The 18,707-nt window shown below is 74.1% G+C and carries 16 protein-coding genes; 5 read left to right on the forward strand and 11 right to left on the reverse strand.

The features are described 5' to 3' along the window. Both mqnC and ABD323_RS03840 read right to left on the reverse strand, forming a co-directional pair. A complete protein-coding gene (mqnC, locus tag ABD323_RS03835; protein WP_344439115.1) occupies nt 1-1,221 on the reverse strand; it encodes a cyclic dehypoxanthinyl futalosine synthase in 1,221 nt (406 codons plus the stop codon). A 239-nt stretch (nt 1,222-1,460) separates the two neighbouring features. Then, the gene (locus tag ABD323_RS03840) at nt 1,461-2,321 is read right to left on the reverse strand and encodes a menaquinone biosynthetic enzyme MqnA/MqnD family protein (RefSeq protein ID WP_344439243.1); all 861 of its coding nucleotides are present in this window, start codon (nt 2,319-2,321) and stop codon (nt 1,461-1,463) included. Nucleotides 2,322-2,746: 425 nt separating this feature from the next. Here ABD323_RS03840 and ABD323_RS03845 point away from each other — a divergent pair, with 425 nt between their 5' ends. Both ABD323_RS03845 and ABD323_RS03850 read left to right on the forward strand, forming a co-directional pair. Beyond that, nucleotides 2,747-2,950: a cold-shock protein gene (locus ABD323_RS03845; protein ID WP_030235313.1), complete on the forward strand. Its 204-nt coding sequence runs from the start codon at nt 2,747-2,749 to the stop codon at nt 2,948-2,950. Nucleotides 2,951-3,421: 471 nt separating this feature from the next. Continuing rightward, nucleotides 3,422-4,639, forward strand: a complete 1,218-nt coding sequence (locus tag ABD323_RS03850) for an MFS transporter (protein ID WP_344439120.1) — start codon at nt 3,422-3,424, stop codon at nt 4,637-4,639. A gap of 88 nt (nt 4,640-4,727) precedes the next feature. On the opposite strand, the gene ABD323_RS03855 is transcribed toward ABD323_RS03850, so the two are convergent. The 6 genes from ABD323_RS03855 to ABD323_RS03880 all read right to left on the reverse strand — a co-directional run bounded on the left by ABD323_RS03855 (nt 4,728) and on the right by ABD323_RS03880 (nt 12,976). After that, nucleotides 4,728-8,153: an SdrD B-like domain-containing protein gene (locus ABD323_RS03855; protein WP_344439122.1), complete on the reverse strand. Its 3,426-nt coding sequence runs from the start codon at nt 8,151-8,153 to the stop codon at nt 4,728-4,730. A 150-nt stretch (nt 8,154-8,303) separates the two neighbouring features. Beyond that, complete coding sequence (locus ABD323_RS03860; protein ID WP_344439125.1) at nt 8,304-9,332, reverse strand: LacI family DNA-binding transcriptional regulator; 1,029 nt, start codon at nt 9,330-9,332, stop codon at nt 8,304-8,306. Between the two features lie 23 nt (nt 9,333-9,355). Further along, nucleotides 9,356-9,676: a DUF4229 domain-containing protein gene (locus ABD323_RS03865; RefSeq protein WP_344439128.1), complete on the reverse strand. Its 321-nt coding sequence runs from the start codon at nt 9,674-9,676 to the stop codon at nt 9,356-9,358. Nucleotides 9,677-9,775: 99 nt separating this feature from the next. Continuing rightward, nucleotides 9,776-10,309, reverse strand: coding sequence for a GNAT family N-acetyltransferase (locus tag ABD323_RS03870; RefSeq protein ID WP_344439131.1), 534 nt, complete (start codon nt 10,307-10,309; stop codon nt 9,776-9,778). A gap of 10 nt (nt 10,310-10,319) precedes the next feature. Then, on the reverse strand, nt 10,320-11,639 hold the full coding sequence (locus ABD323_RS03875; protein WP_425555849.1) for an MFS transporter: 1,320 nt from the start codon (nt 11,637-11,639) through the stop codon (nt 10,320-10,322). Next, a complete protein-coding gene (locus tag ABD323_RS03880; protein WP_344439134.1) occupies nt 11,636-12,976 on the reverse strand; it encodes an MFS transporter in 1,341 nt (446 codons plus the stop codon). The genes ABD323_RS03875 and ABD323_RS03880 overlap by 4 nt, the downstream gene beginning before the upstream one ends. Nucleotides 12,977-13,037: 61 nt before the next feature. On the opposite strand from ABD323_RS03880, the gene ABD323_RS03885 reads away from it, so the two are divergent. Then, on the forward strand, nt 13,038-14,084 hold the full coding sequence (locus ABD323_RS03885; protein ID WP_344439137.1) for a GlxA family transcriptional regulator: 1,047 nt from the start codon (nt 13,038-13,040) through the stop codon (nt 14,082-14,084). A gap of 319 nt (nt 14,085-14,403) precedes the next feature. Here the strand turns inward: ABD323_RS03885 and ABD323_RS03890 are convergent, their stop codons facing one another. After that, nucleotides 14,404-14,838 (reverse strand): ATP-binding protein, encoded by a 435-nt coding sequence (locus tag ABD323_RS03890; RefSeq protein ID WP_344439140.1) that lies wholly within the window; start codon nt 14,836-14,838, stop codon nt 14,404-14,406. Nucleotides 14,839-15,194: 356 nt separating this feature from the next. Between ABD323_RS03890 and ABD323_RS03895 the strand changes: the two genes are divergently transcribed. Both ABD323_RS03895 and ABD323_RS03900 read left to right on the forward strand, forming a co-directional pair. Then, nucleotides 15,195-15,710, forward strand: a complete 516-nt coding sequence (locus tag ABD323_RS03895) for a sigma-70 family RNA polymerase sigma factor (protein WP_344439143.1) — start codon at nt 15,195-15,197, stop codon at nt 15,708-15,710. Beyond that, on the forward strand, nt 15,707-16,996 hold the full coding sequence (locus tag ABD323_RS03900; protein ID WP_344439146.1) for a zf-HC2 domain-containing protein: 1,290 nt from the start codon (nt 15,707-15,709) through the stop codon (nt 16,994-16,996). Before ABD323_RS03895 ends, ABD323_RS03900 begins: the two co-directional genes overlap by 4 nt. Nucleotides 16,997-17,090: 94 nt before the next feature. Here ABD323_RS03900 and purU read toward each other — a convergent pair whose 3' ends face one another. Further along, nucleotides 17,091-17,969, reverse strand: a complete 879-nt coding sequence (purU, locus tag ABD323_RS03905; RefSeq protein WP_344439248.1) for a formyltetrahydrofolate deformylase — start codon at nt 17,967-17,969, stop codon at nt 17,091-17,093. Nucleotides 17,970-18,047: 78 nt separating this feature from the next. Further along, complete coding sequence (locus ABD323_RS03910; protein WP_344439149.1) at nt 18,048-18,566, reverse strand: SCO4402 family protein; 519 nt, start codon at nt 18,564-18,566, stop codon at nt 18,048-18,050. Nucleotides 18,567-18,707 lie beyond the last annotated feature (141 nt).

An 18,707-nucleotide genomic window follows, 5' to 3' on the forward strand; every position in this document is an offset into this window, starting at 1 on the left:
TCAGGTGGTGGAGAGGATCTTCAGCTCCGGGTGCGCGGTGCCGCCCTCGATCGCGGTGGAGGCGATGTGCGAGGCCACCCGCGGGTCGACCGGGTCGTTCGCCGGGTCGTCCAGCACCCGCAGGTGCTGGTAGGTGGTGGAGCGCTGGGCGGGCACCCGGCCGGCGGTGCGGATCAGGTGGATCAGCTCGGTCAGGTTGGAGCGGTGCTTGGCGCCGGCCGCCGAGACCACGTTCTCCTCCAGCATGACCGAGCCCAGGTCGTCGGCGCCGTAGTGCAGCGACAGCTGGCCGGCCTCCTTGCCGGTGGTCAGCCAGGAGCCCTGGATGTGCGCCACGTTGTCGAGGAAGAGCCGGGAGATCGCGATCATCCGCAGGTACTCGAAGACGGTGGCCTGGGTGGAGCCCTTGAGGTGGTTGTTCTGCGGCTGGTAGGTGTAGGGGATGAAGGCGCGGAAGCCGCCGGTGCGGTCCTGCACCTCGCGGATCATCCGCAGGTGCTCGATCCGCTCGGCGTTGGTCTCGCCGGTGCCCATCAGCATGGTGGAGGTGGACTCCACTCCCAGGCCGTGGGCGATCTCCATGATCTCCAGCCAGCGCTCGCCGGACTCCTTGAGCGGGGCGATCGCCTTGCGCGGCCGCTCCGGCAGCAGCTCGGCGCCGGCGCCGGCGAAGGAGTCCAGGCCGGCGGCGTGGATGCGGCTGATCGCCTCCTCGACGGAGACCTTCGAGATCCGCGCCATGTGGTCGACCTCGGAGGCGCCGAGCGAGTGGATCACCAGCTGCGGGAAGTCCGCCTTGATGGCCGCGAAGGCCCGCTCGTAGTACTCCACCCCGTAGTCCGGGTGGTGGCCGCCCTGGAACATGATCTGGGTGCCGCCGAGCTCGACGGTCTCCGCGCAGCGGCGCAGGATCTCCTCGAGGTCGCGGGACCAGCCCTTGTCGCTCTTGGGCGGCACGTAGAACGCGCAGAACTTGCACGCCGTCACGCAGACGTTGGTGTAGTTGATGTTGCGTTCGATGATGTACGTGGCGATGTGCTCGGTGCCGGCGTAGCGGCGCCGGCGCACCGCGTCGGCGGCCGCGCCGAGCGCGTGCAGCGGCGCCGAGCGGTAGAGCTCCAGCGCCTCCTCGGCGGAGATCCGCCCACCGGCCGCGGCCCGGTCGAGGACGGCCTGCAGGTCGGTGCTGGGCGCATCGGCTGTCGCTGCGAGCTCGGACACCTGGCGGCCTTCTTTCTGTCCGGAGTACTGTCCAGGGTCGCCGGGGTCCGACGGTGCCGGGAGCGGCTGACCAGCCGGTCCGGCGCCGGGGCTCCGGCGGCATGACCGAACCAGCCTACGCCAGCACCCGGCGCCCGACGGCGAGGCCCCGGGCGGGCCCCGGCGCCCTCAGCGGCACGTCGCCGCGACCCTCCGGCAAGCCGGTCGCCGGGTCCGCCGCGCGCCGGCGCGGCGGACCGTCAGCCCGCGACCGCGGGGGCCAGCAGACGGATCGTCACGTCCGGGGCGAAGCCGCTGTCGTGCCCCACCCGGCGGGCGAACTCGGCGATGCCGGCCAGCTGCCGCTCGCCCAGCGAGAAGTCGAGCGCCTGGCTGAAGTAGCGCTCCAGCACCGGCGCGTCGAAGGCCTCCCAGCGCGCCGCGTGCTCGGCCACCCGGCCGGCCTCGGCCAGCGAGAGGTCACGGGACTCCAGGAAGGCCCGGTGCACCGCCGCCACCAGCTCCGGCCGCCGCTCGACGAACTCGCGCCGGGCGGCCCAGACGGCGAAGACGAACGGCAGCCCCGTCCACTCCTTCCACATCTCGCCCAGGTCGTGCACCAGGTAGCCGCTGTCCGGCCGGGCCTCCAGGGTGGCGCGCAGGGCCGGGTCGCCGATCAGGACGGCGGCGTCGGCGCGCGCCAGCATCGCGTCCAGGTCGGGCGGGCAGCTGAAGTACTCGGGCCGCACCCCGTGCCGCTCCTCCAGCAGCAGCTGGGCCAGCCGCACCGAGGTCCGGCTGGTCGAGCCCAGCGCGACCGGCCGGCCGGTCAGCTCGTCCAGCGGCAGCTTGCTGACGATCACGCAGGACATCACCGGGCCGTCGCTGCCGACCGCGATGTCCGGCAGCACCACCAGCTCGTCCGCGTGCCGCAGGTACTCCACGCAGGTGATCGGCCCGATGTCGAGCGAGCCGTCCACCAGCAGGTCGCTGAGCTTCTCGGGGGTGTCCTTGGTGAGGTCGAGGTCGAGCAGGCTGCCGGTGCGGGCCAGGCCCCAGTAGAGGGGCAGACAGTTCAGGAACTGAATGTGGCCCACCCTCGGCCGTACCTCCCGTCCCAGGGGTGTCTCCAGCACCCCGGCAGCCCCCTGCCCTTGCCCCTCGCCGCCGGTTGCCGGCGCACCCTCCAGCAGATCAGCCACCGCGTGCTCCCTTGCCCGTTCGTCCTGTCTTCGCAGGGTATGCCCGGCGCTTCGGCGGCTCGGAGCGGCCCCGGTCCGACACGCCCCCGACACACCACTCCGGTGGCTCAAGAGACCCCTGGTCGAGGCCGCGCCTGCGTGCTACCGTTCCATCCAGTTGCAGTTTGATTCCCCTTGCAGTACTTGAAGCCTGCGGAGCATGTAACCGCGGGCTTTTTGTAGTTTTTCAGCATTGCAGCATTGTGCGAAAAACTCCGGACCCATTCCGGAGGCGGGGCGATCAGCGCAGCGGACCGGATGCCACACGGTGTGGTGTCCGCCACGTCCCTCGCAAGGAGAACGGCATGGCCACGGGAACCGTCAAGTGGTTCAACGCTGAGAAGGGCTTCGGCTTCATCGCCCAGGAGGGTGGCGGCCCCGACGTCTTCGTCCACTACTCCGCCATCAACGCGAACGGTTTCCGCTCGCTTGAGGAGAACCAGGCGGTGTCGTTCGACGTCACCCAGGGCCCGAAGGGCCCGCAGGCGGAGAACGTCACCGCCATCTGATTCATCCTCTGATGAACTGATCGCTCAGGACCCGGCCTCGCGCGGGGTCCGCCGGCGGCCCACCCCGGGCCGTGGAGCATGACTCGCAGTACCAAGGGGGCCCACCGCGTCAGCCGACCGGGACGGGCCCCCTGCCGCTTGTCGGCGCGCCTTTCCCGAGAGCCCTTTTCGGCCAATGCCGGGTGCCTTTCCGGACACCCGATGCTCCGCACCCGACCTGTCCGCCCGAACGCACGGCGGAACACGCGACGGAACGCGTCGAGCGCGCACCCCGGCGACGCGGCGGGAATGGCCTCCAGTCGTCCTGCGGTCACCCTCCGGTCGCACCCCAGCAGCTCCCCACCAGCTCCCCACCAGCTCCCCGGTGATCCTGTGGCGCCAGGCCCAGGGTAGGGACGAACGGACGTTTGACCGGTCACTGGTTATACGTATAACTTCGAACCGTCCCCCACCCCTGCCTGGGAGTCCCCCGTGGGCTATGTCGCCCTGCTCCGCGCCCCGCACGTCACCCGCCTGCTCCTGGGCACCCTGCTCGGCCGGCTGCCGGCCGGGATGACCGCGCTGGTCGTCGCCCTCGCCCTGCGCGAGGCGGGCGCCCCCTACAGCCGGGTCGGCGTGGCCACCGCCGCGTACGCGATCGCCGCCGCGGTCGGCGGCCCGGTGCTCGGCCGGATCGTGGACCGCACCGGCCAGCCCCGGGTGCTGCTCTGCGCCGCCGTGGTGGCCGGGGCCGGCTACGCGCTGCTCGCGCTCGCCCCCGGCAGCCCGGTCGCGGCCGTCACCGGGGCGGCGGTCGCCGGTCTCGCGATGCCACCGCTCGAACCGTGCCTGCGCTCGCTGTGGCCCGAGGTGGTCGACGAGGAGCAGTTGGACACCGCCTACGCCTTCGACTCCGCCTCGCAGCAGATCCTGTACGTCGCCGGACCGCTCGCGGTGGCCGGCATCGCCGCCGCCGCCGGCCCCGTCACCGCGCTGTGGACGGCCGCCGGACTCGGCCTGGCCGGTGCCCTGGTGGTGGCCACCGCCGCGCCCGCCCGCCGCTGGCAGGCCCCGCCGCGCGGCCACGGCGCCGGTCTGCTGGGACCGCTGCGCTCCCCGGGCCTGGTGCTGCTGCTGGTCGGTCTGGCCGGCGCGGGGTGGACGGTCGGCGCGCAGAACGTGCTCTTCATCGCCTACGCCGAGCGGCAGCACGGCCACGGCAGCGGTCTGCCCGGCGGCGCCGGCCTGCTGCTGGCGCTGGCCGCGCTCGGCGGGCTGCTCGGCGCGCTGGGCTACGGAGCGGTGCGCTGGCGCAGCAGCACCGGCACCCGCACCTGGGTGCTGGCGCTCGCGATGGCGCTCAGCTACCTCCCGTTGCTGCTGCTCCCCGGGCCCTGGCCGATGGCGGCCCTCGCCCTGCTCTCCGGGATCGGCCTGGCGCCGCTGCTGGCGGCCGCGTTCGTGCTGGTCGCCGAGCTGGCGCCGGCCGGGACGGTCACCGAGGCCTTCGCCTGGCTGGTCACCCTCTTCGCGACCGGCAACGCGCTGGGGTACGCGGTCTCGGGCTCGCTCGCCGCGGGCTCGCTGACCGCGGTGGCCTGGTGCGCGGTGGGCGGGATCGCGCTGGGCGGGCTGCTGCTGTTCGCCGTGCGCGGGCGGCTGGGCGCCGGCCCGGCGCCGGCGGCGGTGCGGGCGGTGCGGGCGGTGTAGCGGGGGCGACGAACGGCCGGGGCCCGCAGGCGGTGTGCGCCTGTCCCCCGTGCGCGGGCGGCTGGCCCCCGGCCGTTCGTCAGCGGGGTCAGCTGTGGCGGCCCCGGCGGGTGTAGGCGGTGGCGGCCAGGATCAGGCCACCGAGGACCAGGATGCCCGCGAGGGTGGCGAGCATCGGGCCGGGGACCTCGGCCCCGGTGTCCGGCAGCGGGCTACCGGTCGCGGTGGGGGTCGGGGTCGGTACGGGCGGGTGCGTGTGGGAGTGCGTCGGGCTGGGGGTCGGGGTCGGCCGGTGCGTGTGCGAGTGCGTCGGGCTCGGCGTCGGCCAGGTCGTCGGGGTGGGCGTGGGAGTCGGCGTCGGCCAGGTCGTCGGAGTCGGCGTCGGCGTCGGCGTGGGGCACGGCGGCGGGGTCGGCGTCGGGCACGGCGTGGGAGTCGGGCTCGGCGTCGGGGTGGGAGTCGGCGTCGGGGTCGGCGTCGGGCAGAGCACCAGGCCCAGGTCCAGGTCGAGGTCCCTGCTCCCGCCGCGCAGCGTCACGCTCTGGGTGAGCCCGGTCGCCGGATCGGCGTCCGAGTCCAGCGCCCGGTCGTCGCCCGCCGCCCGCTGGGTGACGGTGGCCTCCTTGGGCAGCGTGGTCAGGTCGAAGCGGACCGCGTAGGTGCCGTCCGGCAGCTTGTCGAAGAGGTAGCGGCCCTGCGCGTCGGTGACCGTGGTGACCGGGTTGCCCTGGCGGTCGCGGACCGGCTGCCCGGCACCGTCGACCAGCGCGACCCGCACCCCCGGCACCCCGGGCTCGTCGGGCTGCTGGATCCCGTCACCGTTCCGGTCGTTCCAGACGAGGTCCCCGAGCGCGTTGTTCGGCGGGACGGGCTGGCGCACCCCGACCCCGACCTTGGCCGGCTCGGCGGGCAGCAGCTGGTCGCCGTTCACGTCCTTGGCGGTGTACGCGAAGCTGTTCCACGCGTACTCGCCGTCGGCCGCGTCCACCGAGGCGGTCATCGGCCAGGTCAGCGTGAACTGCGCGTCGGGGGCCAGCGAACCGGGCCGGTGGATCCGGAACCAGGTCGCCAGGCCCGGACCGGGGAAGGTCGTGCTCCAGGTCGCGGTGGCATCGCAGCCGGTGCTCGCGGCCGGGTCGCGCAGCTCGGCGGCGACGCACGGCTCCTTGGCCGTCGTGTACTCGATCACCACGGTCGGGTCGCTGCTGGTGATCGGCTGGGTCAGCGACGGCGCCCAGACGCTGCCGCGCCCGGTGGCGGGGCGCAGCACGTAGCCGTCGCCGGGGGTGGGCAGCCGGTCGTAGGCGGTGAAGTCGGTGACCGGGTCCGGCGAGTCGTTGCGCACCGTCATCCGGTAGGAGATCACCCCGCCGGGGGTGGCGGTGCCGGTGGCGCCGTAGCCGGCGTCGAGGTCGCCCTTGACCTCCTTGTACGAGCGCAGCACGGCCGGCACCTGCACCTCGACCTGCGCGCTGGCGTGGCAGAGCGTCTCGGTGGTGTCGCCGTTGCCGTTGACGTCCCGGGTGTCCGGCACCCCGCTGTCCCCGCCGAAGCTCTTGCAGGTCACCGGGGTGGTGGGCCGGTCGGCACCGACGTAGACGTCGTTGACGAAGGTGCCGGCCGTGGCGCTGCCGGCGACCTGGGCCTCGAAGAGCATCCGGTAGGCGAGCGCGTCGTGCAGGTAGGTCATGTCCGGGGCACCGGCCGGCCAGGTCATCCGGATCAGCTGGCGGCCGTCCGGGCCGGGCAGCACGGTGATCTCCTGCGGGGCCCGGGCGTCGGCGTAGGCCGGGTCGGGCCGGGCCGAGCCGTCGACGTAGACCAGGCCGGCGGGCAGCAGGTCGAACAGGACCAGCGGCCGGTCCAGCGGGTAGCCGCTCCGGTTGTAGGGGGTGACCTGGAAGGTGGCGGTCGCCCCGGGGGCGAGCACCGCGCCGGAGACGGTGGTCTTGGCGGCGCCCAGGTTGGTGCCCGCGGTGACCGTGGTGTCCGCGCACGCGTTCGCGGCGGTGGTGTCGGTCCCGTTGGTGGCGGTCACGTCGAGGCAGTTGTGCAGCGGGGTGGGGGCGGCGGCGCCGGAGTGGCCGGTGGCCAGCACCTGGGCCAGCACCTGCACCGAGTTGCCGGGGCTCCAGCCGCTGGGGATCGGGCCGTTCCAGCTGAAGCGCAGGCCGGCCAGCCAGCGACCGGCCGGGACGCCGATCACGTCGTTGGCCCGATCGGCGGCGGTGGCGAAGGTCACCCGGCGGTTGGTGGCGCCGTTGAAGGCCGTGGTGGGGGTGAAGGTCGTCCAGCCGGTGTCACCGTTGAGCCGGTACTCCAGGGTGAGCGCGATGCTGGTCGGGTTCCAGGCGTCGAGCTGGATGGCCTGCGGGGCGAGCCAGTCGTAGAGCCCGGCGGTGGTCCCGGCGCCCGGGTCGGTGAGCACCATGCTGCTGACCGGGCCGGCCAGGTTGGTCGCGAAGAGGCTGAAGGAGTTGATGTCGCCGGAGGCGACCGTGGCGCCCCAGTTCTTGCTCGCCTGGACCTGGATGCCGGTGATCGGCGGCCGGAAGGTCGGGGTGGCGGCGCTGGCGTTGTCCAGGTCCCGCTCGCGGTCGGCGCCCAGCGGGTCGCCCAGCAGGGTGACGTCGTTCTTCGAGGTGGTGCCGCTGGGGAAGGTGGGGTCCGGGTAGGAGACCACCAGCACGCCCGGGTTGCGGCAGCCGGCCTGGCCGTTGCCGGCCCGGAAGGCGCCGATGTCGTAGCCCCAGGTGTTGGGCCCGGGGGCGACCTGGGTCCAGCCCGGCGAGCGGCTGGTGTCGACCACCGCGCCGGGCGCCAGGGTGTCGAGGAGCCGGCTGGAGTCGAGGTCGACGTTGGGCACGCCGCTCGAGGAGCAGGCGCTGAACTGGTAGGTGACCAGCCGGCCGTCCTGGCTGGAGGTCTGCACGCCCTTGGTGACCTTGTAGCTCGGCTGCACCACGGCGGTGGTGTCGGCGCTGGAGGTCTGGGGGGCCTCGTTGGCGGCCGTCATGGTCGCCGTGTTGGTGGTCCTGGTGCCGTTGGCGGTGCTGAAGTTGGGGAACTTGAGCACCACCTTGACGGTGGCGGTGGTGCCGGGGGTGAGGTCGTGCAGCTTGATGTCCAGCTCACCGCCGACGCTGCCGGCGGCCGGCACCGTCGAGCCCGCCACGTCCACCGTGGTCGAGTCCGGGGTCCAGCCGACGAACTGCATGCCGGGTGGCAGCCGGTCGGTGATCTTCCCGCCGGTGCAGTCGGTGATCGAACAGGTGTAGCTGAGGGTGTAGGTGACGTTCTCCCCCGGGGCCACCCTGGCCTTGTCCACCGTCTTGGTGAACGAGACCGCCGCCTGCGCCGGAGAGGCCAGCACACCACTGCCGAAGAGCGAGCCGGCCAGCAGGGACAGCGCGGCGGTGAGCCGAACCGCCGTGCGCCGGGGACCGGGGCGAGGCCCGGATCGAGCCGCAGCCAGAGGCCGGGGCAGCTTGAGCCTTCCGAGGGGAGTCCGCATGGTGAGCAGTTCATCCGACCGCGCGGTCCGACCTGCGACGACGCGGATGGGACGGGCGAATAATCACCCACTAGGCCCTGTGCGGGTACGGTTTTCCGACCTGCCGACGGACGGACCACCGACTTGACGGATCGTCACACGGACGGATCGTCAGGCCGGTGCGGTCGAGGAGCGGACGACCAGCGAGGTGGCCAGCGGCTCGACGGGCGCGACGGGCTCGCCGCCCAGCAGGCCGGCCAGGGCGGCCACCCCGGCCCGGCCCAGCCGCTCGCCCGGCAGGTCGACGGTGGTCAGCGGTGGGGTGAGCAGGGCGGCCACCGCGATGTTGTCGATCCCGACCACCGAGACGTCGCCCGGGATGCGCAGGCCCAGGTCGGCGGCGGCCTGGTAGAGGCCCGAGGCCACCACGTCGTCGTCGCAGACCACGGCGTGCGGCCGGTCCGGGCGGGTGAGCAGTTCGGTGGCGGCCGCGCGGATGCCCGACTCGCCGCGGTTGAGGCTCACCCCGAGCTCCAGCACCTCCAGGCCGCGGGCGGCCCGCTCGAAGGCGGCCTGCCGGACCCGGAAGGTGTACGCGCTGTGGGTGGAGCGCAGCCGGCCCAGCCGCCGGTGGCCCAGGGCCGTCAGGTGGGCGACGACCGCGGCCATCGCGCCGGCCAGGTCCAGCTCGACGGTCGGGGCGCCGCCGGCCGCGGCCGGGTCGGCGTCCAGGAAGACCGCGGGGGTGCCGGAGGGCAGCTCGCCGAGCTGACCGTCGTCCGGCGAGCAGATCAGCAGACCGTCGAAGCGGCTGGTGGTGGCCGCCTCCGCCAGCATGGCGGCGCTCCAGCCGGAGCTGACCACCACCGCCAGACCGTGCCGCGCGGCCTCCTCGTGCACCCCGGCCAGCACCCGGCCGAAGAAGGGGCCCTGCAGGTTGGGCACCGCGAGCAGGGCCATCCCGCTGCGGCCCAGGCGCAGTTGCCGGCCGGCCGCCTGCGGGCGGTAGCCCAGGCCGCGGGCGGCCTCGAGCACCCGCTGCCGGGTCCCCTCGGAGACCCGGTGGCCCGCCTCGGCGCCGGAGAAGACCAGGGAGACGGTGGCCTGCGAGACGCCGGCCAGCTGCGCCACGTCGCGGCCGGTGGGCCGGCGCGGCGGTGGGCCGCCGGGGCCGGGGCCCGCCGGGTCGCTGCCGGTCATGTCGCCGCCGTCCGCTGCCGGGCCTACGACTGGGCCCGCGCGGCCTCGTCGGCCGCGTCCTCCTCGGCGTTCTGCGCCGCGATCCGCTGCGCGGTGCGCGAGCGCAGCCCGGAGACCTTGCCGACGATCTGCTCGGACATCTCGTCCCGCTGCCGGCTGAGCACCACGTAGCTGATCGGCGCCGAGACCAGGCCGGCCAGCAGCACCAGGAAGATCGCACCCGTGGCGCCGACCACCGGGATGATCCCGAAGTGTCCGAGCAGCGTGGCGACCAGCAGGCAGGCGAGGAAGATGCTGGCCCGCAGGGAGGTGTAACGGAGCGTGGCGTGCGACTTGCTGCTCACGGGGTGGCTTCCTTCTTCACGGGTACGGCAGATCCAGCGGGTGGGACAGGTCATCCAGTGAAGCATGCCGGGCGCGCCGACCCCGGTCGGGGCCGGGCCTCAGCGCAGCTCCAGCCAGAAGGTGATGTCGTCGCGGTCGTCGCCCGGTGCCACCCGGATCGCGCCGGGCACCCGGCCCACCTCGCGGTAGCCGCAGCGGGCGTAGAAGGCCTCCAGGCCCATCCCGCCGCGCGCGGTGAGCCGCAGCCCGGACAGTCCCCAGGTCCGGGCGATCCGCTCGGCCTCCGCCAGCAGCCGCACGCCGTACCCGCGCCCCTGGCAGGCGGGCGCGACCATCACGCGCTTGAGCAGCCGCCAGTGGTCCATCAGCCCGAAGCGCATGTTCTCGAAGAAGAGCACCGCGACCAGCCGGCCGCCCTCCCCCTCGCGCGCCACCAGCAGCCGGTCGCGCTCGGGGTCGTCCGCCGCCAGGCCGGCGAACTGCTTGAGCGCGGTGGGCAGCACGTCCTCCTCGGTGACCGGCGGCACGAAGCCCACCGCGCCGCCGGCGTTGCTGGCGTCCGTCCACAGCGCGACGATCTCGGCGCACAGCGCGGGGGTCGGCTCGGGGTCGAGGGTGAAGCGCAGGGTCATGATCGCGATCCTACTGAGCGGGCGCGAGGGCTTGTCCCCTCCTGCCCAGCGCCAGGCAGAGCACCACGGCGATCGCGCACAGGCCGCCGGCCGCGTACCAGGCCAGGTCGTAGTCGCCGAAGTGGTCGCGGGCCAGGCCCGCCAGGGTGGCCACCACCGAGGCGCCGATCTGGTGGCAGGCCAGCACCCAGCCGAAGACGATCGGCGCGTCCGCCCCGAAGTGCCGGCGGCACAGCGCGATGGTGGGCGGCACGGTGGCCACCCAGTCCAGCCCGTAGAAGATCACGAAGGCGAGCACCGGCGGCTTGACCGAACCTGCCAGCAGCTGCGGCAGGAAGAGCAGCGACAGCCCGCGCAGCGCGTAGTAGGTGACCAGCAGCCGGCGCGAGTCGAAGCGGTCGGTGAACCAGCCGCTGGCGATGGTGCCGACCACGTCGAAGACGCCGATCAGCGCCAGCAGGCTCGCGGCGGTGGTCTCCGGCATGCCGTGGTCGTGCGCGGCGGGGATGAAGTGCGTGCCGACCAGGCCCACCGTGGTCGCCCCGCAGATCGCGAAGGATCCGGCCAGCAGCCAGAACGGCCGGGTCCGGGCCGCCGAGCGCAGCACCCGCAGGGTCCGCGCGACGGCCCGCCCGCTGTCCGCCGGCGGCAGCGGGTCGCCCTCGGTGGCGCCGTACGGCCGCAGGCCCAGGTCGGCCGGGCGCTCGCGCATCAGCAGCAGCACCGGGACGGAGACCGCGGTGGCGCAGAGCGAGACCACCATGACGGCCGACTTCCAGCCCTCGGACTGCACCAGCCAGGAGAGCACCGGCAGGAAGATCAGGTTGCCGGTGGCGCCGGCCGCCGTCAGCACCCCGGTGACCAGGCCCTGCCGGGAGTGGAACCAGCGCCCGCTGACGGTGGTGGCGAAGGCGCCGGCCATGCTGCCGCTGCCCAGGCCCACCAGCACGCCCCAGCAGAGCACCAGCTGCCAGGGCCGGGTCATCAGGACGGTCAGGCCCGAGCCGACCGAGATGGTCAGCAGCGCGCAGACCGTCACCAGCCGCACCCCGAAGCGGTCCATCAGCGCGGCCGCGAACGGCGCGGTCAGCCCGTAGAGGGTCAGGTTCACCGACACCGCGCCGCCCACCAGGGCGTGCGACCAACCGAACTGGCTGTTCCAGGCGTCCATCATCAGGCCGGGCGCCGAGCGGAAGCCGGCCGAGCCGACCAGCACCAGCAGCGAGACGCCGGCCACGATCCAGGCGTAGTGGACGCGCGGGGGACGGGGGGCGGGGGCGCCCTGCTCGGGGCGGGTGGCGGCGGGGCCGGAATCGGTCAGCTTGGTCACACCGGTGAGTCTTGCGACCGCTCGTCCTCCACACGAGTGGCCTGACTGCCATCTTCCGCAAGGATCGGGCCAGTGGCCGCGCCCACCGGGCCAGTGGCCGCGCGGTCGGGCACCCGGCGCAGCCCGCGGATCGAGGGGGTGAGCAGCAGCGCCGCCACCACGCCGAGGCCGACCACCGCGCCGAAGGCCAGCACCGGGCGCGCGCCGTAGGCCGCGGCGGCCGGCCCGGCCAGCGCGCTGCCCAGCGGGACCATGCAGACCGAGCCGGCCACCTCGTAGGCGTGGATCCGGTTGAGCACCGCGCCGGGCACCTGGGTCTGCACGCTGGTGGCCCACATGACGCCCCAGAAGGTGTAGCCGGCCCCGGCGATCAGCAGGCAGCCGGCCAGCGCCGGTACCGGCAGGCCCAGCGCGATGCCCAGCGGCTGGAGCGGCACGACCAGCATCGCCAGGCTGCCGGCGGCCAGCGGGCGGCCCGGCTTGAAGCGGATCGCCAGCAGGCCGCCGGCCACGGTCCCCACCCCGTACACCGCGTTGAGCAGCCCGTAGAGGGCCGAGCCGTGCGCCGGCACCAGCACGCCGGCCGCCAGCGGGATCACCGGCCCGGTGGCGAGCACGCTGTAGACCATCCAGATCAGGATCACGCCCCACATCCAGCCGCGGGAGCGGAACTCGTGCCAGCCCTCGGCGAGGTTGCGCCAGAAGCTGTCACCCGGCGGCGGGGCCGGCACCGGGCCCAGCCGCAGGGTCAGCAGGCACACCGCGCTGATCCCGAAGGTGACGGCGGCGATCACCATCACCCAGCCGGAGGCCGCGGCGCCGACCAGCGCGCCGGCCAGCGCGGGACCGGCCAGCGCGGTGATCGCCTCGGCCGTGCGCAGCACCCCGTTGGCACCCTGGACGTCGCGGGCCACCAGCGGGACGGTGCTGGCCGCGCCCGGCTGGAACATCGCGCCGGCGGCGCCGGCCAGCGCGAGCAGGGCGTAGAGCTGCCAGGTCTGGTCGATGCCGCGGAAGAAGAGCACCGCGAGCAGGATCCGGGTGACCAGGTTGGTGAGGTCGGCGCCGATCATCATCCGGCGGGCGGTGAAGCGGTCGGCGAGCACCCCGCCGAAGAGGATCAGCCCGGCGAACGGGCCCAGCCACCAGGCCAGCGCGTAGCCGACGGTGCTGACGCCGTGTCCGGAGCCGATCAGTCCGGCCGAGACGGCGACCGGGAGCATGGCGTCCCCCAGCAGGCCGGAGCTGCGGGCGGTGAAGTAGAGCCGGAACGAGGTGGACCAGATGGCGGGGCCGGTGGGGTGGACGGTGCGCGGGAGCACGGCGTGGTCGTTCACAGGGAGCAATCTGGTATAGACCACTGGGGTTTTCCAGCGGTTTACGGGTCACAATGTGGTCATGACGGCTCCCCAGGAAGTCCCGGCGGACCACGCCGCCACCGCGCCGCCGACCGCCCCGACCACCCCGGCCGCGCCGCACCTGGTCGCGGTGCTGGCCCTCGACCGGGTGATCGCCTTCGAACTGGGCATCCCCTCACGGATCTTCGAGTCGGCCCGCGGCCCGGGCGGCGAGGCGCTCTACCGGGTCGCCACCTGCACCCTGGACGGCCGCCCCGCGGCCACCAGCAGCGACTTCCGGATCGCGGTGGACCACGGACCCGACCTGCTGGAGCACGCCGACACCGTGGTGGTGCCGGCCGCCCGGGACCTGGGGCCGCGCTACCTGGACGGCGAGCTGGACCCGGAACTGGCCGCGGCGCTGGCCCGGATCAGGCCCGGCACCCGGGTGCTCTCGATCTGCACCGGCGCCTTCGTGCTGGCCGCCGCCGGCCTGCTGGACGGCCGACCCGCCACCACGCACTGGGCCTACACCGAGCGCTTCGCCGAGCTCTTCCCCCGCGTGCGGCTCGACCCGGACGTGCTCTACACCGACGACGGCGACCTGCTCACCTCCGGCGGGGTGGCCGCCGGGGTGGACCTGTGCCTGCACGTGGTGCGCCGCGACCACGGCAGCGCGGTGGCCAACCAGGTGGCCCGCACCTGCCTGGTACCGCCCTGGCGCGAGGGCGGGCAGCGGCAGTACGTCGAGCTGCACGTGCCGGCGGCGTCCGGGCCGGCCAGCAGCACGCCGGCCGCCCGGTCCTGGGCGCTGGAGCACCTGGACCGGCCGCTGACGCTGCGGGAGCTGGCGGAGCGGGCGCAGATGAGCGTGCGGACCTTCACCCGGCGCTTCCGCGAGGAGACCGGCAGCAGCCCGGGCCAGTGGCTCACCGTGCAGCGCACCGCGCGGGCCCGGGAGCTGCTGGAGCGGACCGAGTTGAGCATCGACCAGGTGGCCCGGCAGTCCGGGTTCGGCACCGCGGCCTCGCTGCGGCTGCAGTTGCGCGGGCGCCTGGACGTGGCGCCGAGCGCCTACCGGCGCACCTTCCGGGCCGTCAGCGGCTGACGCGCCGGCGGCGGGCCGGGCGGCAGGGTGAGCGAGCGGCCGCGCCGGGCACCCCGTACCCGGGCGGCCGCCGGCGCGGGGCCTGAAACCCGCGCTGCGACCCTCCGCACTCGCCAAGGAGCGGGCGGCCGATCGGCCAGGGCCCCGATCCCCCAGGCCGCGCGTCCCTTGGCGTCCCCTCGCGACGAAGAGAGCTGACCCAAGAGTGATCAGCCGGATACGTCACGTCAATGGCCAGTCCGAAATTCGGAACGGTTGCGCCGTCTTTCGGCCGGACCGACGACGTGGTTCGGCCACCCGGGGGCCGGGGCCCGCGGCTTCAGGCCGTGAGCACCTCGGCGTCACGGCCCGCGCAGGTCGGCTCCTCGCGGGCGATCTCGCACCAGACCGACTTGCCCGAGCCCTCCGGGTACCAGCCCCACCGCTCGCAGAGCAGCTCCACCAGCTCGAGCCCGCGCCCGTTGGTGGCGTCCCCGTTCGCGTGCCGTGGCGCGGGCGCGCTGCCGCTGGCGTCCGCCACCTCGATCCGCAGCGGGGCCCGGTCCTGCGGCCAGCTCAGCCGCAGCACGGCCGGGCGACCGGTGTGCACCACCGCGTTGGTCACCAGCTCGGAGACCACCAACACCAGCGTCTGGGCGAACGGCGCGTCGGCGTCGGCCCCGAGGGCGAGCAACCGGGTCCGCACCCATCGCCGGGCCCGACCCACCTCGGCCGGGTCGGCGGCCACCGCCAGCTGTACCTGAAGCACCTGCACCGTTGCACCACCTGCATGACGAGCTACCGGGAGGACTGTCCATGACATCGGCACGAATACGGCCCAGGATGATTCGGGGAGGTCGGGCCAGCAAGCGCTTCCGGCATATTCCAGCATTCGGGGGACACCACGCCGCATACTGTGCCGCTCGCCCTGCCGAGCATCGCAACAGCCTTCGTACGGGCGTCACGAACCTACCGCTCCGGCCCCGCCGACCAGCGGCGGCCACGCGGCGGAACCACCCGTGCGACGTGTGTCCAACCGCATTCGAACGACCCCCCTCGTTCTTCCGATGAACTGCCTGATCTTCCGGTGAATCGCCCCCAACCAAACGCCCCCGGGGATACCGTGGTGCCATGACCGCCCCGGACTGGGACCAGCAGATGCGGTCGCGGTTGGCCCGCGGCGAGGAGAGCGCCCTCGGCGAGCTCTACGACCGGCTCTCACCGTTGGTGCACGGGCTGGCCGGGCAGATCCTGGCCGACGAGCAGGCCGCAGCGCAGCTCACCCGCGAGGTCTTCGGCCATCTCTGGGAGCACCCCGAGGAGTTCGACCCCGCCGAGCGCTCGCTGCGGTCCTGGGTCGGCGAACTCACCCACCGGGGCGCCGTCGAGCGGCTGCGCCGGGCCGCACTGAGCCCACGCGAGATCCGGGAGCGGGTCGCCGCCGCGCAGGTGCAGTTCGTGGTGGCCGCACTGCCGCCCGCGCTGCGCGAGCCGCTGGAGACCACCTGGTTCGACCGCCGGACCTACCAGGAGACGGCCCGTCAGCTCGGCATCAGCGAGCAGGCCGCCCGCCACCGGCTGCGGCTGGGCCTGCAACTCCTGGCCTCCGAACTGGAGTACGCCCCGGACCGTGGAGCCGGCGGATGACCGGACCGCAGATCGGACCCGAGGACGAGCCTGTGGACCAGCCCGTGGACGGACGCCTGGACGGACCCGTCGACGGGTCGGAGCACGGCGCGGCGCGCGGACCGGCGGACGAGCCGTCGCACGAGACCCTGCGCGGCCTGCTCGGCGCCTGGGCGCTGCGGGCCTGCCCGCCGGCGGAGGCCGCCGAGCTGGAACGGCACCTGGCCCGCTGCCGGGAGTGCGCCGAGGAGGGCGACCGGCTGCGCCGCGCCGCCGCCCGGCTCACCGCCGACGACCCGCTGGACCGGCCCGACGGGCTGCGCCAGCAGGTCCTGGACTTCTGCCTGACCCGGCGCGCCGCCCGGCGCCCGCTGGCCCCCTGGGCGCAGCCGTACGCGGCGGAGACCGCCAAGCTGGACGCGCTGCTGCGCGACCTGGGCCGGGCCGAGTGGCAGGAGGTGGCCGAACTGCCCTGGCACGGCGGGGTGCTGCGGCTGCGGCCGGCCGAGGTGCTGTGCCACCTGGCGGCCGTGGACGGCCTGCTCGCCGTCGCGCTCGGGCTGCCCGACCCCCTCGAGCCGGCCCCGGCCCGGGTGCCTCGGCAGGCCGACGGCCCGGGCGGCGGCGACCGCGGCGCGAACGGGGCGGCGGCCGCGCCGTGGGCCGGTCTGCTGGCGCGCGGTGAGCGGCTGGCCGAGCAGTACGCCGACCGGCCGCCGGAGGCGGTGCGCGCCCGCTGGCGCCGCCAGAGCCTGGACCTGCTGCGGACCGTCGAGCCGACCAGCGCCGCCGACGTGGACTACGGCCCGGTCGCCGTCCCGCTCCAGGACGCCTTCGTCGACCGCGCCTTCGAGTGCTGGATCCACGGCGAGGACGTGGCCCGCGCGGTCGACTACCCGTACGCCGCGCCCGCGCCGGCCCACCTGCGGCAGATGGTCGACCTGGCGGCCCGGATGCTGCCCGCCGCGCTGGCCGGACGGCGGCAGGCGGCCTACGCGGGCGACACCGGCCGGCGACGGGCGCCGCGGGTGCTGCGGCTGGTGATCGAGGGCAGCGCGGCCGGCGAGTGGCTGATCCCCCTGGACGGCGCGGTGGACGGGCCGCCGGGCGCGGCCGGCCCGGGCTCGGGCCGCGGGGCCGATCAGCGGCCGGTCGACCCGGTGGCCGAGCTGGTGATGGACGGGGTCGAGTTCTGCCAGCTCGCGGCCGCGCACCGCAGCCCCGACCGGCTGCCGGTGGGCGAGTACGGCGACCGGGCGGCGATCCGCGAGCTGCTGGCGGCGGTGCCGCTGCTCTCCCGGCCCTGACCGCGCGCGCCGGAAGCCGGGGTCACGGGCTCAGCCGCTCAGCCGCTCAGGGGCCGAGGCACTCAGGGGCCGAGGCGCTCAGGGGCACAGCCGCTCAGGCGAAGACCACCGTGCGGGTGCCGTTCAGCAGCACCCGGTGCTCGCTGTGCCACTTCACCGCGCGGGCCAGCGCCTGGCACTCCACGTCCCGGCCCAGCGCGACCAGCTGGTCCGGCGTGACGTCGTGCTGCACCCGGGCGACCTCCTGCTCGATGATCGGCCCCTCGTCCAGGTCGGCCGTCACGTAGTGCGCGGTGGCGCCGATCAGCTTCACGCCCCGGGCGTGCGCCTGGTGGTAGGGCTTGGCGCCCTTGAAGCTCGGCAGGAACGAGTGGTGGATGTTGATCACCCGGCCGGAGAGCGCCTTGCAGAGGTCGTCCGAGAGCACCTGCATGTAGCGGGCCAGCACCACGAGTTCGACCCCCTCGGCCTCCACCAGGTCGAGCAGCCGGCGCTCCGCGTCCGCCTTGGTCTCCCGGGTGACCGGGATGTGCACGAAGGGGATGCCGTGCGAGGCGGTGAGCTCGGCGAAGTCGGTGTGGTTGGAGACCACCGCGGCGATCTCCACCGGCAGCGCGCCGATCGAGGCACGGAAGAGCAGGTCGTTCAGGCAGTGCCCGAACCGGCTGACCATCAGCACGATCCGCATCTTCTCGGCGGACGGGTGGAGCGCCCACTCCATGCCGAACGAGGTCCCGATCGCGGCGAAGCTGGCCCGCAGGCTCTCCACGCTCACCGGTGCCTCGGCCGAGAAGTGCACCCGCATGAAGAAGAGCCCGCTGTCGCTGTCCCGGTCCCCGAACTGCTGGCTGTCGATGATGTTGCAGTTGGTCATGAAGAGGTAGCTGGAGACCGCGTGGACGATCCCCTGCTTGTCCGGGCAGGAGAGGGTCAGGACGTACTGGCTCGGTTCGACTGCGCTCTGCTGCTCCATGCTCTGCTGCTCCACGCTGGGGTCCTCTTCACTGTCCCTGGACGGCAATCCCCCAAGGTTGTCACAGCCCGCAGTCGGTCAGCCGATCCGGGTGAGGATGCGCAGCACCTCGAGCGAGCGCGGCGGGGCCTGCGGGTCCTCCCCGTCGTTGACGGCGAGCAGCGTGTGCGCCTCGCGCGCCGCGTGCACCGCCTGTGGCCAGTCGGGGTGCGCGAGGTACGCGGCGGCCGGGGCGTCGGCGCCGACCTCGTGCAGGATCCGCAGCACCCGCAGCACCGCGGCGTCCACCAGGGCCGCCTCGGCGGCGTCCCGCACCACCGTGCCGACGTACTTCTCGGCCGACCAGCGGTCCAGCCAGCTGTCCTCCACCAGTCGGTAGACGGCGTCGGTGACGTCGCCGTAGCCGTCCCGACCGGCGGCCCAGCACTCCTGCTGGAAGACCGGGTCGGCGAGCATGTGCAGCGCAGAGCGGAGCCGGGCGCGCCAGCGCCACCAGGGCAGATCGTTGAGCGGCATGCCGCCCATGGTGCTGGAGCGGCGCCCCGTACGAGAAGAGTTTCGAGCAGACCTGTCCGAAGATTCTGTGCTGACCGCCATGGGAAAGGATCGTACGTTCCCTTTCTGTGCGAGTTCTACACGCGTCCGCGCCGGGTGTTCCTCGGCGATTGGACGCGCGTTCACCCAGCTGCCCTCTGATCGTGCCAACACCGGTCTTGGCTGGTCCCGACGAGGTTCCAG

The sequence above is a fragment of the Kitasatospora nipponensis genome (assembly GCF_039528135.1).
Taxonomy (GTDB): domain Bacteria; phylum Actinomycetota; class Actinomycetes; order Streptomycetales; family Streptomycetaceae; genus Kitasatospora; species Kitasatospora nipponensis.